General features: G+C 55.7%; 13 protein-coding genes. 11 read left to right on the forward strand and 2 right to left on the reverse strand.

The window, feature by feature from the left end; translation table 11 throughout:
- The first annotated feature begins 10 nt into the window (after positions 1-10).
- The 6 genes from ACR0CW_RS03135 (at position 11) to rpoD (ending at position 8,205) form a co-directional block, all read left to right on the forward strand.
- Positions 11-274, forward strand: a complete 264-nt coding sequence (locus ACR0CW_RS03135; RefSeq protein ID WP_170332787.1) for a sarcosine oxidase subunit delta — start codon at positions 11-13, stop codon at positions 272-274.
- On the forward strand, positions 271-3,204 hold the full coding sequence (locus ACR0CW_RS03140) for a sarcosine oxidase subunit alpha family protein (protein WP_480786790.1): 2,934 nt from the start codon (positions 271-273) through the stop codon (positions 3,202-3,204). Before ACR0CW_RS03135 ends, ACR0CW_RS03140 begins: the two co-directional genes overlap by 4 nt.
- Positions 3,197-3,742: a sarcosine oxidase subunit gamma gene (locus tag ACR0CW_RS03145; RefSeq protein ID WP_480786791.1), complete on the forward strand. Its 546-nt coding sequence runs from the start codon at positions 3,197-3,199 to the stop codon at positions 3,740-3,742. The genes ACR0CW_RS03140 and ACR0CW_RS03145 overlap by 8 nt, the downstream gene beginning before the upstream one ends.
- A gap of 33 nt (positions 3,743-3,775) precedes the next feature.
- Complete coding sequence (locus tag ACR0CW_RS03150) at positions 3,776-4,072, forward strand: hypothetical protein (protein ID WP_155136102.1); 297 nt, start codon at positions 3,776-3,778, stop codon at positions 4,070-4,072.
- Positions 4,073-4,152: 80 nt separating this feature from the next.
- On the forward strand, positions 4,153-6,102 hold the full coding sequence (gene dnaG / locus ACR0CW_RS03155; protein WP_480786792.1) for a DNA primase: 1,950 nt from the start codon (positions 4,153-4,155) through the stop codon (positions 6,100-6,102).
- A gap of 114 nt (positions 6,103-6,216) precedes the next feature.
- A complete protein-coding gene (gene rpoD, locus ACR0CW_RS03160; RefSeq protein WP_170332793.1) occupies positions 6,217-8,205 on the forward strand; it encodes an RNA polymerase sigma factor RpoD in 1,989 nt (662 codons plus the stop codon).
- Positions 8,206-8,380: 175 nt separating this feature from the next.
- Here rpoD and ACR0CW_RS03165 read toward each other — a convergent pair whose 3' ends face one another.
- Complete coding sequence (locus ACR0CW_RS03165) at positions 8,381-9,409, reverse strand: helix-turn-helix domain-containing protein (protein ID WP_480786793.1); 1,029 nt, start codon at positions 9,407-9,409, stop codon at positions 8,381-8,383.
- 333 nt (positions 9,410-9,742) lie between these two features.
- Between ACR0CW_RS03165 and ACR0CW_RS03170 the strand changes: the two genes are divergently transcribed.
- The 5 genes from ACR0CW_RS03170 to ribD all read left to right on the forward strand — a co-directional run bounded on the left by ACR0CW_RS03170 (position 9,743) and on the right by ribD (position 13,390).
- On the forward strand, positions 9,743-10,234 hold the full coding sequence (locus ACR0CW_RS03170; protein WP_480786794.1) for a thiol-disulfide oxidoreductase DCC family protein: 492 nt from the start codon (positions 9,743-9,745) through the stop codon (positions 10,232-10,234).
- Positions 10,235-10,237: 3 nt separating this feature from the next.
- Positions 10,238-10,783 (forward strand): DUF4166 domain-containing protein, encoded by a 546-nt coding sequence (locus tag ACR0CW_RS03175; protein WP_480786795.1) that lies wholly within the window; start codon positions 10,238-10,240, stop codon positions 10,781-10,783.
- Between the two features lie 504 nt (positions 10,784-11,287).
- Positions 11,288-11,701, forward strand: a complete 414-nt coding sequence (locus ACR0CW_RS03180; RefSeq protein ID WP_480786796.1) for a secondary thiamine-phosphate synthase enzyme YjbQ — start codon at positions 11,288-11,290, stop codon at positions 11,699-11,701.
- 121 nt (positions 11,702-11,822) lie between these two features.
- On the forward strand, positions 11,823-12,293 hold the full coding sequence (gene nrdR, locus ACR0CW_RS03185; protein WP_155143426.1) for a transcriptional regulator NrdR: 471 nt from the start codon (positions 11,823-11,825) through the stop codon (positions 12,291-12,293).
- Positions 12,290-13,390, forward strand: coding sequence for a bifunctional diaminohydroxyphosphoribosylaminopyrimidine deaminase/5-amino-6-(5-phosphoribosylamino)uracil reductase RibD (gene ribD / locus ACR0CW_RS03190; protein WP_170332801.1), 1,101 nt, complete (start codon positions 12,290-12,292; stop codon positions 13,388-13,390). Before nrdR ends, ribD begins: the two co-directional genes overlap by 4 nt.
- Positions 13,391-13,398: 8 nt before the next feature.
- Here ribD and ACR0CW_RS03195 read toward each other — a convergent pair whose 3' ends face one another.
- Complete coding sequence (locus ACR0CW_RS03195) at positions 13,399-15,399, reverse strand: capsular polysaccharide biosynthesis protein (RefSeq protein WP_480786797.1); 2,001 nt, start codon at positions 15,397-15,399, stop codon at positions 13,399-13,401.
- Between the last annotated feature and the right edge of the window lies 1 nt (position 15,400).

Here is a 15,400-nt window from a genome sequence, read left to right on the forward strand (position 1 = left end):
GGGCGCGGTCATGAGGATCACCTGTCCGCATTGCGGAGAACGGGACCGGCGTGAGTTTTACTATCGCGGCGCAGCGGTCGATCTTGAGCGCCCGGCGCCTGACGCGGGTGAAGAGGCATGGGATAACTTCGTTTATCTACGTGATAATCCAGCCGGTGTGACGCGCGACCTCTGGTACCACGAAGGCGGCTGCGGGGCATGGATCGTCGTGACCCGGGACACCGTTACGCATGAGGTTCTGAAGACTGAACTGGCATCGGAGGCGAAATCATGAGGATCAATGGTAAAGGTCTGATTGATCGTTCAAAGCCTGTTCCTTTCGTCTTTGACGGTATCAGCTATTCCGGGTTTGAAGGCGACACACTTGCCTCGGCTCTGCTTGCAAATGAGCAGCGACTGATGGGGCGGTCTTTCAAATATCATCGCCCGCGTGGGGTTTTGACGGCGGGCAGCGAAGAACCCAATGCGCTTATGACAGTTGGAAGTGGTCCGACACAGGAGCCTAATGTGCGCGCCACGATGCAGGAGGTCTATCCTGGTCTTGAGGCACGCAGTCAGAACCGCTGGCCCAGCCTGAACTTTGATCTTTTGTCGCTCAACGATCTGGCGGCCCCGTTTTTGGGGGCGGGGTTCTACTACAAGACCTTCATGTGGCCCAAGAGCTTTTGGGAAAAGGTCTATGAACCCGCGATCCGGCGCGCTGCCGGACTGGGTGCATTGTCTGGGCAGGACAATACGGACAAATATGAAAGCGCCTATGCCTTCTGCGACATGCTCGTTATTGGTGCCGGACCCGCAGGACTGATGGCAGCACTTACCGCCGCGCGCGCTGGCGCTGACGTCATTCTAGCCGATGAAAGTAACCGGATGGGCGGGCGTCTGCTGGCTGAAACCTATGAAATCGATGGGAAGCCTGGATATGTCTGGGCCGACGAGGTTTTGGCTGAACTGAAGTCGATGGACAACGTTCGGCTGATGACACGGACGACGGTTGCAGGCGCTTATGATCAGGGCACTTTCGCCGCCCTTGAACGTGTGCTGCATCATACCGAGCGTCGACCGAACGGCGCACCGTTGGAGACCTATTGGCGCATTGTGGCTAAGCGGTCGGTGCTGGCGGCTGGCGCGTTGGAGCGCCCGGTTGCATTTCGCGACAACGACCGCCCCGGGATCATGACCGCTGGCGCGGTGCGGGCCTATCTGAACCGTTGGGGTGTCAGCGCGGGTCGGAATGTCACGATCTTTGGCAATACGGATGACATTCACCGTACTGCGCGTGATTTGCTGGATGCCGGTGTTCATGTTGCGGCCGTGATCGACAGCCGTCATGACGCTCCGCTGTCGAAGGACTATCAGGTTCTGCGCGGTGCTCAGGTTTGTGGTAGTTCGGGCCGAAAAGGGCTTGAATCCATTACGGTACGGCGCCCAAGCGGTGAGGAACGTATTCACACAGACTGTCTTGCCATGACCGGAGGCTGGAACCCGTCGGTGCACCTGACCTGCCACATGAATGGGCGACCCACGTGGCGGCGCGATATCGAAGCGTTTGTGCCGACACCTGGATCAGTACCCGGAATGTCGATTGCAGGGGCCTGCAACGGTTCGTTCTCGACTTCGGCCTGTTTGCGCGAGGGAATTGCTGCGGCGGGTGAAGCGCTGGAAGGGCTTGGTCTGACAGCACCGGATATGGCATTGCCTGCAGCAGAAGATGCGTCTTACGAGATCACGCAGCTTTGGGCGGTTCCGGGCAAAGGGCGCGCGTGGCTGGATTTCCAGAACGATGTGACAGTCAAAGACGTCAAACAGGCGGCAACCGAGAACTTCCGCTCGGTAGAGCATATGAAGCGCTACACCACACAAGGTATGGCGACGGATCAGGGTAAGAACTCGAATGTTGCAGCGCTGGCTATTTTGGCGGATGCGACGGGGCGGGGCATTCCAGAAACCGGAACCACCACATTCCGCCCGCCATATTCGCCGATTGCTATCGGGGCCTATGGCGCTGGTGCAGAAGGCGAGGGCTTCAAGCCTCAGCGTTTTACAACTTCGCACAAAGCCTCCGTCGCTCGAAATGCTCCGATGATCGAGGCAGGATTGTGGTATCGGCCGAGCTACTTCCCCAAAACGGGCGAAACCACTTGGCGGGAATCCTGTGATCGTGAGGTCAAACAGGTGCGTAATGCGGTCGGTGTCTGCGATGTCTCGACGCTGGGCAAGATCGATATTCAAGGCCCGGATGCGGGAAAGTTTTTGGATTTCGTCTATACCAACATGTTCTCGACGCTGAAGGTCGGGCGTGTGCGCTATGGCCTGATGCTGCGCGAAGACGGCTATGTGATGGACGACGGCACAACTGCGCGATTGGGTGAAAACCACTACCTGATGACAACGACAACCGCTGCGGCGGGTGAGGTGATGAAACATCTCGAGTTTGTGCATCAGGGTTTATGCCCAGATCTGGATGTGTCCTTTACGTCAGTTACAGAACAGTGGGCACAATTCGCTGTTGCCGGACCGAAATCACGAGAATTGCTGAATGGCCTTTTAGATCAAATACTTGACGATGAAAGCTGGCCTTTCATGGCTTGTGGGCAAGTCGAAGTGCTTGGTGTCAAAGGGCGTTTGTTCCGCATCTCATTCTCGGGTGAACATGCCTATGAAATAGCGGTTCCTGCCCGCTACGGAGGCAGCCTGTTCGATATTCTGATTGAACGGGCCGAGGCGCTGGGTGGAGGCCTGTATGGTATGGAAGCCTTGAACGTTTTGCGGATCGAAAAAGGTTTTATCACGCACGCGGAAATCCATGGTCGCACAACCGCCTATGACATCGGTATGGGCCGGATGGTTTCGCAGAAGAAAGACTGTATCGGTAAAACAATGTCAGAGCGACCTGGTCTGGAAGAGGCGGGGCGCGAACGACTGGTCGGCCTCAAGCCAATCGGAGAAAGCAGGCAACTGCTGGCCGGGGCACATCTTTACAATGAAGAAGCCGAACCCGTGCGGACCAGCGATCAGGGATACATAACATCGGTTTGTTACTCTCCGACGCTGGAAACCATGATCGGGCTGGCGTTTCTGGCGGATGGGCCAGACCGCGAAGGCGAGGTTGTGAAAATGGTGGATCACCTGCGTGGCGTAACCACGCTTTGCGAAGTGGTAAATCCGGTGTTCTTTGACCCCGAGGGAGGGCGCGTTCGTGGATAAGCTGATTGCCAAGACAGCCTGTGCCGGTCTTTTGCCTCTGACCGTTGGATCGGTTTCTGTCAGCGAGGAGGATGTCGGTGCCATCACTTCAGTTTCGCCATTGAAGGGACAGAAGAAGGCCCTGTCCGATGCGTTTAAGGCTGCGCATGGGATGGCATATCCCGCCGCCAATCGTGCGACAGGAAAGTCTGGCGCACGCGCGGTCTGGCTCGGGCATTCTCATGCGATGCTGATAGGGCCAGAGCCGGATGCATCGCTTGAGAAACATGCCGCTGTGGTGGATCAGTCTGATGCCTGGGCGGTTGTCCGGCTGGAAGGTGATCGGGCTGAGCAGGTATTAGCGCGATTGGTGCCTGTTGATCTCAGGTCTGGGCATTTCAAACGCGGTCATACGGTGCGCAGCCTGTTGTTTCACATGACGGCATCGATCACGCGTGTCGGTGAAAATGCGTTTCAGATCATGGTGTTTCGCTCGATGGCTGAGACATTGGTTCACGATTTGAAAAGGGCGATGGAAGGCGTGGCCACGCGAGGGTAAGCTACGGCAAAGAAACGATTCCGGGAGAACCCCATGTTGCGTATTGCCGTTGCCGCTGCATTGCTGGCTACACCTCTGGCTGCTGCCGAGACCAAGGAACAAAGCTGTCAGTATCAGGCAGATGTTGTTGCTGCTGTCCAAAAGGCACGACTCGACAAGGTCAAGGAACGCGATGTGGCCGAGGCGGTCGCCGCAACTGGTCCTACATGGCCCGAGAACTACAACGCGGCAATTCCGTTGATTACGCCTTGGGTCTATGAGCAAAAGATGCGCGATGTGCGCAAAAAGGACCTTGGTGCTGCCTGGCTGGAGCTGTGTTTACAGCAATAATCCACAGGTTTGCGAATTCGCTGTGGACAAACGCTCGTCAATCCCTTGGCGAGCGTTTCTGTTTCTGTCAGGTTTGATACATGTCACTGCCCCCTGGATTTCTGGATGAACTACGTACCCGACTGAGCCTGTCTCAAGTCGTGGGGCGCAAAGTCACGTGGGATGCCCGCAAGTCCAATCAGGGCAAGGGGGATATGTGGGCACCTTGTCCTTTCCACCATGAAAAGACCGCTTCATTCCACGTCGATGACCAAAAAGGGTTCTACTATTGCTTTGGCTGTCACGCCAAAGGCGACGCGATCAGCTTTGTGAAAGAGACCGAAAACGTTTCGTTCATCGAAGCGGTTGAAATCCTCGCCCGAGAGGCTGGTATGCCTATGCCTGCGCGCGATCCAAAAGCGCAGGAAAAGCAAGATCGCCGCAGTCAGCTTGCCGATGTGATGGAGCAGGCGGCGCAGTTCTTCCGCTTGCAGCTCAAAACAGCGGCAGGGGCAGATGCGCGGGATTATCTCTCGCGCCGGGGTTTGGATGAAAAGGCGCTGGATCGCTGGGAGATCGGATTTGCGCCTAACGGTTGGCAGGGGCTTTGGGATCACCTGCGCGGCAAGAGCATCGAGGAGGATCTGATCCTTGGTGCCGGACTGGCTAAGCCTTCGAATAAAGGCAAAAAGCCCTACGATACGTTTCGCAACCGGATCATTTACCCGATCCGGGATCCGCGCGGGCGTTGCATTGCGTTTGGCGGGCGAGCGATGGACCCCAACGACAATGCCAAATACCTGAACTCACCCGAGACTGAATTGTTCGATAAGGGCCGCAGCCTGTATAATCACGGGCCTGCGCGACAGTTTGCGGGCAAGGGCCAGCCGTTGATTGTCGCCGAAGGCTATATGGATGTGATTGCGCTGGCCGAGGCCGGGTTCGGTGCGTCTGTTGCGCCGCTTGGAACTGCGATTACCGAACATCAGCTTCAACTGCTTTGGCGCATCTCAGACGAACCGATCATCGCGTTGGACGGTGACACGGCGGGTTTGCGCGCGGCGATGCGGGCGGTCGATCTGGCGTTGCCGTTGCTGGAAGCGGGAAAATCGCTGCGCTTTGCGCTGATGCCAGAGGGTAAAGACCCTGACGATCTGCTGCGGGCAGAGGGGGCAGGGGCTGTTCAGACGGTTCTGGAAGGTGCGATTCCCATGGTCAAGCTGCTGTGGCAGCGTGAGACTGAGGGAAAGGTCTTTGACAGTCCTGAACGTAAGGCCGCTCTCGACAAGTCCCTGAGGGAAAAGATCAAACTGATCCGCGATCCTTCTATCCGCAATCACTACGGACAAGAGATAAAAGACCTTCGCTGGCAGCTGTTCCGGCCACAGCGCCAATCGCAAAACCGAAACTGGCAGCCGCGCGGAAATTGGAAGTCCCAACCTCAACCTGCGTCGCCCGGGGCAAGGACCTCATTCTTAGCCTCGTCCGAGAATGCGGACATTCAACTGCGTGAAGCAGCCATTCTGGCCATCGCAATACTGAACCCAAAGGTAGTTGTTCAGTTTGAACATCAGCTGGAAGAAATGGAATGCCATGATCCCGATCATGCTGCGCTGCGCGAGGCCATACTGCGGCATGCGATTGACGATCCGGACAACCTGCAAGACCACATTATTGCAGCAATGGGCCCGCATGCCCTTGAAAACCTGTTGAGCCTTCGCCATGTGGCAGTAATCCCCTGTGTGTTCAAACCAGGCGACGTTGAAAAGGCCGAGATGACGCTGGCCGAGGAACTCGCAAAAATCAAAGCGCTCCGGGGGTTGGATGCCGAGATTGCCGAAGCTGCGGAAGAACTGTCCGATCTGGCTGATGAGGCGCTGACGTACCGGTTGGCTCAGGCTGCCGAAGAACGTAACCGCACAAGCCGTAGCCAGAACGAAGACAGGGCGGTTTTCGATGTCGCTGACAATGGCGCGCGAATCAACCGAGACGAGAAAGACGCGTTTGCGGCGATCATGTCGGGTATCAATTTTGAACGGAAACGCCGGTAAAGTGGTGTTTTCGTAAGGCACTGGAAAAGAAAAACGGGTAAACGGGTAGCCGAATCACTTCTTCGCGCTAATGATTCGGTTCAAACGAATCACCCATCCCTGCAGGAGCACTGAATGGCCGCCAAGGACACGACTGAGGATCGCAAATCCGAAGAGCAGGAACAGGAAATCTCGCTGGACATGAGCCAGGCCCAGGTCAAAAAGATGATCGCCGAGGCCCGCGAGAAAGGTTACATCACCTACGACCAGCTCAATCAGGTTCTGCCGCCTGATCAGGTCAGCTCGGAACAGATCGAAGACGTTATGTCGATGCTGTCCGAGATGGGCATCAACATCATCGAAGATGAAGAGGCCGAGGAGGAAGAGAATAAAGGCTCGACCGAACTCGTCACAACCGAAAGCAACCGTGAGGTTGCACTTGCTGGTGCCGCCACCGAAAAGTTGGATCGCACCGATGACCCAGTGCGCATGTATCTGCGCGAAATGGGCTCGGTCGAACTGCTGAGCCGCGAAGGCGAGATTGCCATCGCCAAGCGGATCGAGGCCGGTCGGAACACCATGATCGCCGGTCTGTGCGAAAGCCCGCTGACCTTCCAGGCGATCACCATCTGGCACGACGAATTGCTGTCCGAAGATATTCTTCTGCGTGATGTCATCGATCTGGAGGCCACATTTGGCAACCAGATGGACGAAGACGGCGATGTTGAAGAACCCGTTGTGGATACCTCGGCAGTGCAGGCGGCAAAACCAGCCAAGGATACGGGTCCTGAGCTGGATGCCGACGGCAACCCTCTGAACAACGATGACGACGACGATGATGACGAACAGGCCAACATGTCGTTGGCCGCAATGGAAGCCGCGCTGAAAGATCAGGTTCTGACCACTCTGGAACGGATCTCGACCGACTTCTCGATGTTGTCTGAGATGCAGGACAGCCGGATTTCGGCCACACTGAATGAAGACAATTCGTTCAGCGAGAAAGACGAAGCGACTTACCAGAAGCTGCGCGCCGAGATCGTAGAACTGGTGAACGGTCTACATCTGCATAACAACCGTATAGAAGCGCTGATCGACCAGCTTTATGGCATCAACCGCCGAATTATGTCGCTGGACAGCTCGATGGTGAAACTGGCCGACCAGGCCCGTATCAACCGTCGTGAATTCATCGATGCCTATCGCGGGCGCGAACTGGACCCGAACTGGCTGGCCGACATGGCCGAGAAGCCGGGCCGGGGCTGGCAGATGTTCATCGAACGCTCGACTGCAAAAGTTGAAGAGCTGCGCAACGACATGGCTCAGGTCGGTCAGTATGTCGGTCTGGATATCCCTGAATTCCGCCGCATCGTGCAGCAAGTTCAGAAAGGTGAGAAAGAGGCGCGTCAGGCCAAGAAGGAAATGGTCGAGGCCAACCTGCGCCTGGTGATTTCGATCGCCAAAAAGTACACGAACCGTGGCCTGCAATTCCTTGATCTTATTCAGGAAGGTAACATCGGCCTGATGAAAGCGGTGGACAAGTTCGAATACCGCCGCGGGTACAAGTTCTCGACCTATGCGACCTGGTGGATTCGTCAGGCGATCACGCGCTCGATCGCGGATCAGGCCCGTACGATCCGTATTCCGGTTCACATGATCGAGACGATCAACAAGTTGGTCCGGACCGGTCGTCAGATGCTGCACGAGATTGGCCGCGAACCGACGCCGGAAGAACTGGCCGAAAAGCTGCAGATGCCGCTGGAGAAGGTTCGCAAGGTGATGAAGATCGCCAAGGAGCCAATCTCGCTCGAAACGCCAATTGGCGACGAAGAAGACAGCCAGCTGGGCGATTTCATCGAGGACAAGAATGCCGTGCTGCCGCTGGACAGCGCCATTCAGGAAAACCTCAAGGAAACGACGACACGGGTTCTGGCCTCGCTCACCCCGCGTGAAGAACGGGTTCTGCGGATGCGTTTTGGCATTGGCATGAACACCGACCACACGCTGGAAGAAGTTGGTCAACAGTTCAGCGTGACCCGCGAACGTATCCGTCAGATCGAGGCGAAGGCGCTCCGCAAGCTGAAGCACCCCAGCCGGTCGCGCAAATTACGATCTTTCCTGGATCAGTAAAAACAAAGGCGCCTCATCTGAGGCGCCTTTTTTTGTTGGCCAAACACCAATATGTGGCCATCTGTGACATCACTTTGGCGAGATTTCACAAGGCATTGAGTTGTCCCGGTTTTATGTCTCTCCTGTCCACTCATGGGGCTGGCCGGGGCGAGGCATTCTAGCTGATGACCCCCGGTTACCGTTTCGACACGTTGATGGGGTGGCTCACCCGTTTTTTGAATGTGCTCGGTGCTTGTCCAGTCCACCGTTTAAAGGCATTCGAAAACGCTGCCTGATCAGCGTACCCAAGCGAGTATGAGATCTCGGACAGGGTCATTCCGTTTTTGATAAATGTTTGAGCCAGATCGCATCGTAGGTCTTCCACGACCTCGCGATAGCCGGTCCCCTCGGATTGCAGGCGGCGTGTCAGTGTTCTCGGGCTCATTCCCAGGCGGGTTGCTGCTTCTTCGGCGGGAATGACATGGCCCGGCATTGAACGTGTAATCAGACCCTCGACTTGTGCACGTACCATGTTCTTGGTCGATTGGCTTTCAGCAAGCAGGCGTTCCCCGTAGTCCAACAAATGCGCGCGCAGGCTGGGGTCATACGTGGGAATACCAATGTCGAGGGCAGAGAGCGGTAGGACGATCTCCATTTTTTCCGCACCAAACACCACCGGGAAGTCGTCGATCTTTTGATAAATCGCTTCGTGATGTCCGATCTCGTGCTGAAAACGAATCTCAATCGGGTAGATTTTAGATTGTGTGAGCGTGCGCATGCGCGCCAGCGCAGCGAACATCAGAAATTCAGTTCTCCGATGATACCGGGCAAAGCTCGGGTCTTTCCAGTCAGCCTCCAGCGATGCGAAGTTCCCTGAAACACGCAGGCTGAAAACAATGGCCGGATCAATGAACTTGTGAAACCGGCCTGCATTCTCCATGGCCTGGCGAAGATCGCGCGAGTATTTGCTGATATAGGCTGTCAGGCTGGAGGAGGAGGAAACCAACAAACCAGACCTGGCGCCGAATGTAATGTCATCCAATGCATCGCATGCGTATCGGACAAACAGTGCTTCGCCATGGGCGCTGTAGACAGTTGCGGGTGGGGCAATGTCTTCCTGCTTCAGGCCACTGTTTTTCATGACCTGACTGACAAGTGGCTGATCCTGCGCCTGATCATTCAGCGCCTTGATCAGCATGTGGATTCTGGAAACATCGACATCCATCGTGAAGTCTGAACCCTGTTTAACCAGATATCATATTAGCAAGTTTGAGAAATTTGGACACATGGCTTTGTTAGAGGTGGTTTTTCCTCCCTCTGAACCGCAGAGCGTCAGCCCCGGTAATCATGTGTCTGCGCCATTTTGACCGATACTCACAAATCATTGTCAGTTTCGAGAAAGAGAATCCACGGTCAGGTTCCTAAATGAAAGGATGTGTCGGGTCGGTGCCTTTTGGGGATTAGGCTGAGCTCTGGACATCACCGGTCCGAAGCTCCCCGACACGTCTCCACTCTGAAAGAAACAATGCCTTGGCAGCCCTACATGTCGCATTGCCGGGTGCAGACCGGCGTGGCAGTTTTGACTGAGCGTGTAGTGCAGCAGAGATCAGGATTGCCGAAAAGTTTATCTCTCATAACGGGTTATAAAGACGACCTCATCGTATTCGATGGCGAATGCGTTTTGTGTTCGCGCTTTTTCCGCTTCATGCTGAAGCATGACCAGAACCAACGGTTTAGCTTTGCCACGGCGCAATCCCCGGTTGGACAGAAACTCTATTCAGAGCTGGGCTTGCCAATGGATGATTTCGAAACCAATCTCGTGATCGTGAGGGGCGTTGTTTATCAAAAGCTGGATGCATTTGCCGCTGCCATGAGGGTTCTGCCGGGTCCTTGGCCGGTGCTTTCTATTTGTCGCTTCTTGCCGTCAATTCTCAAAGATCCATTGTACAATTTAATTGCCCGAAATCGTTATGAGTTCTTCGGTCGGTACGACACCTGCATAGTGCCTGATCAGGCGATCAGGTCCCGATTTGTGCCGCAAGGGTTCTGAAGTATGCATGATCCGTTTCTAGTGTCTCTTGCATCAGGCGAACCTGTTCCACCCGCCGTCAGACAATTGCACAGTGGGGCAGGCGCTTATGTTGGGCGTTGCCGGATTGAACGTGGTGAGAGGGGGGTGATCTCACTATTGCTCAGACTTGGTGGTTTCCCGGCAGCATCAGAGGACGCGCCAGTCTCACTCGAGGTTGTAAGCAAGGAAAAGAACTGGATCTGGGAGCGGAAGTTCGGCACGCATTTAACCCGATCTCAGCTGACCTATGACCCACGCCTTGACTGTGTGCATGAGCGGATCGGGGCTTTGTCTATCTGGTTGAAGCCCGTCATGCGTGGTGAGAAACTAAGTATAGAAATTCTGCGTCTTCACGTTCTTGGGGTGCCGTGTCCGCGATTTCTTCTGCCGCGCTCCAATACTGTTGAATGGCAAGATGATGAGGGACGATTTCGGTTTGATGTTTCAGCCGATGTGCCCGGATTGGGCATGCTGATAAGATATCAGGGATGGTTGTCTCCGGTTCACGCGGAACTGGTCGACGTTTGAAATGATTGTGAACTTCACTGTCCTGATAATTGCGACATACTAGTCTTTGTTTCAGGTCAACATAGGAAAGATGTTAATGATGAAACAGATTGTTAGAGTTTCAGTTCTCACAGCGGTGGCGCTGAGCGCAGCTATCGAGGTAAGTGCAGCCCCGAACGGTTATCGGACAGAAGCGATCAACAGCACCGATTTTGAAGTTATTCCAAGAACTCGAAGAGATGTGGATGGCTATTGGTGTGCTGCCGCTGATTTTGCACGGCGAACTCTGGGTGCTGGATGGCAGCAGAGAATATACGTACTGAGAGGTTACGGTCCCAGTGTTACCACCGGCCGCCGCACGGCTGTACAGTTTACGCTTAAGGCCCCAACTGGTGGCGCGCCGCAACAGGGCAGTTTCGTCTCTGCCGGTTTTCAACCCGGTGACAGCATGTCGGTACAAGGGGCAAACGGGCGTTGCAATCTCCGGCCCTTCATAGACAGATAAATCATCGGTAAAAGGCTGAAATGCAGACCGAGTTCATTGTTCAAACGCGCGGTTCAAGACTCTATGAGTTTACTGCGGAAATTCGTGCTTGGCTGAACTCGGTCGGTGGGGACGGGCTGTTGACGCTGTTCGTCCGCCATACTTCGTGTTCATTGCTGATACAGGAAAACGCTGACCCTGAGGTTCAGTCGGACTTGCAGGCATTTTTTGAGCGTCTGGTCCCGCCTTCGGATCATCCTTCAATGTCTTATCTGCGGCACACCTATGAAGGTCCTGATGATATGCCCGCCCATATCAAAGCGGTAATGATGCCGGTTTCGTTGTCGATTCCTGTTGTCAAAGGGCAGCCGGTATTGGGCACATGGCAAGGCATCTATCTGTTTGAACACCGCAGCGCACCTCATGCGCGCAAGGTGGCAGCGCACCTCGCCTGACCCCTTTATCTTGCGTTGAAAAATTCCGACTACCCAAATCCTAGCGGGTCGCCTATAGTTGTGGATAAGTCAGCCGTAGTGCTTACAAAAAGAGGCGGAACAAGGGACGAGGAGACGGCGGATGCGCTGCCCGTTTTGCGGAAATATCGATACTCAGGTCAAGGATTCACGCCCGGCAGAGGATCACGTCGCGATCCGCAGGCGCCGGTTCTGCCCCGCTTGCGGAGGCCGCTTCACGACCTATGAACGCGTTCAACTGCGCGATCTGGTTGTGATAAAAACAAACGGTAAGCGCGAAGATTTTGATCGCGACAAGCTGGAACGATCAATCCGCATTTCCATGCAGAAACGCCCGGTTGAGCCGGACCGGATTGATCAGATGATCTCTGGTATCGTGCGCCGTCTTGAAAGCATGGGCGATACGGATATTCCATCCAACAAAATCGGTGAAATCGTCATGGAGGCGCTGGCGCGGATCGATACCGTAGCCTATGTTCGCTTTGCGAGTGTCTACAAGAATTTCCAGGCGGCCGATGACTTCGAGGAGTTTGTCCACGAACTGCGCCCGCCGCAGCCTTCGACGGACGAGTGAGCGAAACTGATAAGCGATATATGGCGTTGGCCCTTTCATTAGGGCGGCGCGGGCAAGGCACGTGTTGGCCCAATCCGTCCGTCGGGTGCGTACTCGTTCGTGATGGTCGGATTATCGGACGCGGTTGGACGCAGCCAGGTGGTCGTCCACATGCCGAGACCGAGGCCTTGGCACAGGCGGGCGAAGCTGCGCGTGGTGCAACCGCCTACGTCTCACTCGAGCCCTGCTCGCATCATGGACAGACACCTCCCTGTGCGCAGGCCCTGATTGATGCTGGGGTGGCGCGTGTTGTCTCTGCCATCGAAGACAGTGATCCGCGTGTAGCCGGGCAGGGCTTTACGATGCTACGCGATGCTGGCATCGAGGTCACAACGGGCGTCTTGATGGAGCAAGCCGCATGGGATCTTGCAGGCTTTTTCCTCAAAACCGAACAGGGGCGTCCGTTCGTTACGCTAAAACTGGCAAGCAGCTTTGACGGCAGGATCGCTACCTCCACTGGTCATAGCCAATGGATCACCGGACCTCAGGCCAGGCGTGCCGTGCATGCGATGCGTGCGCGACATGATGCTGTGATGGTTGGTGCGGGGACTGCTCGCGCAGACGATCCGTCGCTGACGGTGCGCGATCTCGGCGTGTCTCAGCAACCCGTGCGGGTCGTGGTCTCACGGCATCTGGATCTGCCTTTGATGGGGCAACTCGCTCGCACAGCCAAGGAAACTCCGGTCTGGTTATGCCATGGGCCGGCACCCGATGCCGAACGCGCACGTGCATGGGAAGGGCTGGGCGCACGTCTGATACCCTGTGCTCTGAGTGATCATCACATAGATGCCTCTGATCTCTTGCAACAGCTCGGGCAAGCCGGGTTGACCCGGTTGTTCTGCGAGGGCGGAGCCGCTTTGGCCGCGTCCCTACTGGCTGATGACCTTGTCGATGAGTTGGTCGGGTTCAGCGCTGGTTTGACCATCGGTGCAGAGGGTCTGCCTGCGGTCGGATCACTCGGTCTGGAGACGCTTGAAAGCGCCCCTCGCTTTGAGTTGATTGAAACGCAGGCGATCGGTGGCGATATCCTGCATCGCTGGCGGCGCGCATCGCGCTGAACACCCAACTAACGCCAGATATGCGCGTGTGTGGCCAATGCACCCTGCAGCTTAGATAGAAGTCGGTTCAGTGGACCTGCCTGAGGCGAATTTCTTTCTGCAAGACGATCCACAGCCACTTCGACGGGGCACGGTTGACGGGTAACGGGATCATAGTAACGCGGATAGTCGATCAGGGATGCATGAACCAACCCCATTAAAGAGGGGCGAGCACCTCGTCGGGCGGGAACAGATCCAAGATCAGTTGTAAGACCCCAGCCAGCGTAGAATGGTGCGCCCAAGGTTGTCACCTTGATGCCGCGCAGTAACGCTTCGAACCCCAACAGCGAGGTCATGGTCCACACTTCGTGAACCTCGGGCAACAATACCGCCGGGTCGACATCGGTCGCGATGACATCCGCCCATTCATGAGCTTCGACTTTTCCGTCGCGCAGGCTAGCTTCGACGTCGGGATGGGGTTTGTAGATCAGGACCGCATCAGGGTTCGCTTCGCGCACAGTGCGCAGTAGATCTAAATTTGTGCGTACTGTATTGGTGCCCAGCAGAATGGATGCGTCATCCTCCACTTGGCCCGCCACAAGAATGCGATGCCCTTCGGGCAATGACGGAACTGAACTGCCGATGTTGTATTTGCTTAAGCCCAATGATGTCAGGCGGGCGACAAGGCGCTCAGCGCGCTGTTCCTGATCCGGGCGAAGTGTTTCCCGGGCGGATATCAGCTCTTCAAGCCGGCTGGGCCGGGTTGGATCGTAGTAGATGCCGAGATCATCCGTGACCAGAGATAGGGGTGGTACAAGACTGGCACCCAGACCGCGAGATCGCAGAAAGCCATCTTCGATGCGAACGATATCTTCTGCATCACGATCCTGACTGGCCCAAACCATATGCGGCTTTTCGGAAGATCTAGTTGGACCGCTGGTAAAGCGAAGCTTGCGGTACCGTCCAAACATCTTTTGGAGGTGTTTACGCTTCCACAGTCTCATTCCGGACGCAGTCCAGCCTTTGTAGTCTTGCCGCCAGGCACCTGTTTGCGCCTCCAGCGTGTTCAGTACGGTTTCGATTTCGCAAAGCTGGTCCCGATAGGGATCGTACCAGGTCGGGTACAAAATCATGGCCGCCGCAAATAGCTGCGCTCGAGTCAGAGTGCGTCGGCGGTTCGGTAAAGTATCCTGATCCTGTGTCAGTCCCCAACCGGCGTAAAACGGCTGTCCGAATACGCGGGGCTTATGACCGGCCAGTATTGCTTCGAAACCGAGTTGAGAAGAAAGGGTGTAAACCCCAACAGCACCTTCCAGCAGTGACCAAGGACTAATTGGATCGCGTAACAGCGACACGCGATCAGACAGATCCTGATCAGAGAAATACCCCGCGCGATGTCCAGCAAGTGTTTCCGGGTGTGATTTGATGATCACGCGCGCGCCGGGGTTTTCCTCCTGAGCGATGACCAGCATTTCGCGAAACTTCGCGTAATCACCTCCGCTCGCAGTGACAGCTGCATCGCCCTGCGTCTGGTCCACAACCAGAACATAACCCGGGGCAGGAGGGGCGAGGGTCAGGTCAAAGGCTGAATACTTGCTTAAATGAAGCTCACCTATTCTCTCCATCGCCTCGCGTGCACGATTAAGCAGGGCCGTGTCATCAAGCGGGTGTTTTGACAACAGGTTTTCGAGATCAGACGGGCTGGTTGGATCAAAGTGCACGCCTTTTCGGTCAAGCAGCAAACCAAGTGGTGCTTCTCCGTCTCGCCCCGGATGTAGTGACCTCAGAAAGGCATCCTCAACACGGAGAATTGGGCTTGTGTACTTTTGCGCGACATTCAATCCGCGATACGCGGTCGGGCTGTTGCCCCAAACCCCTACGATATCGCCGTCTTTTGGCAGGCCTAGCCGAACATCGTATCCTGCCAGTGCCAGAATTCGGCGAACCCGGCGCTGCTTCAGAAAACCGCCATTATAAACAAACAACCGAGAGCGTTCACTCCCGGCCGACTGTTCCAACTCTGGATGCATC

It is taken from the genome of Ruegeria sp. CH6, assembly GCF_056537005.1.

Excerpts from the sequence above, each read along its gene's own strand:
- dnaG (WP_480786792.1), top strand. The coding sequence starts at position 4,153 with ATGTCACTGCCCCCTGGATTTCTGGATGAACTACGTACCCGACTGAGC.
- ACR0CW_RS03165 (WP_480786793.1), bottom strand. The coding sequence starts at position 9,409 with ATGGATGTCGATGTTTCCAGAATCCACATGCTGATCAAGGCGCTGAAT.
- ACR0CW_RS03195 (WP_480786797.1), bottom strand. The coding sequence starts at position 15,399 with ATGCATCCAGAGTTGGAACAGTCGGCCGGGAGTGAACGCTCTCGGTTG.
- ACR0CW_RS03180 (WP_480786796.1), top strand. The coding sequence starts at position 11,288 with ATGCAGACCGAGTTCATTGTTCAAACGCGCGGTTCAAGACTCTATGAG.
- rpoD (WP_170332793.1), top strand. The coding sequence starts at position 6,217 with ATGGCCGCCAAGGACACGACTGAGGATCGCAAATCCGAAGAGCAGGAA.
- ACR0CW_RS03140 (WP_480786790.1), top strand. The coding sequence starts at position 271 with ATGAGGATCAATGGTAAAGGTCTGATTGATCGTTCAAAGCCTGTTCCT.
- nrdR (WP_155143426.1), top strand. The coding sequence starts at position 11,823 with ATGCGCTGCCCGTTTTGCGGAAATATCGATACTCAGGTCAAGGATTCA.
- ACR0CW_RS03135 (WP_170332787.1), top strand. The coding sequence starts at position 11 with ATGAGGATCACCTGTCCGCATTGCGGAGAACGGGACCGGCGTGAGTTT.
- ACR0CW_RS03150 (WP_155136102.1), top strand. The coding sequence starts at position 3,776 with ATGTTGCGTATTGCCGTTGCCGCTGCATTGCTGGCTACACCTCTGGCT.
- ACR0CW_RS03175 (WP_480786795.1), top strand. The coding sequence starts at position 10,238 with ATGCATGATCCGTTTCTAGTGTCTCTTGCATCAGGCGAACCTGTTCCA.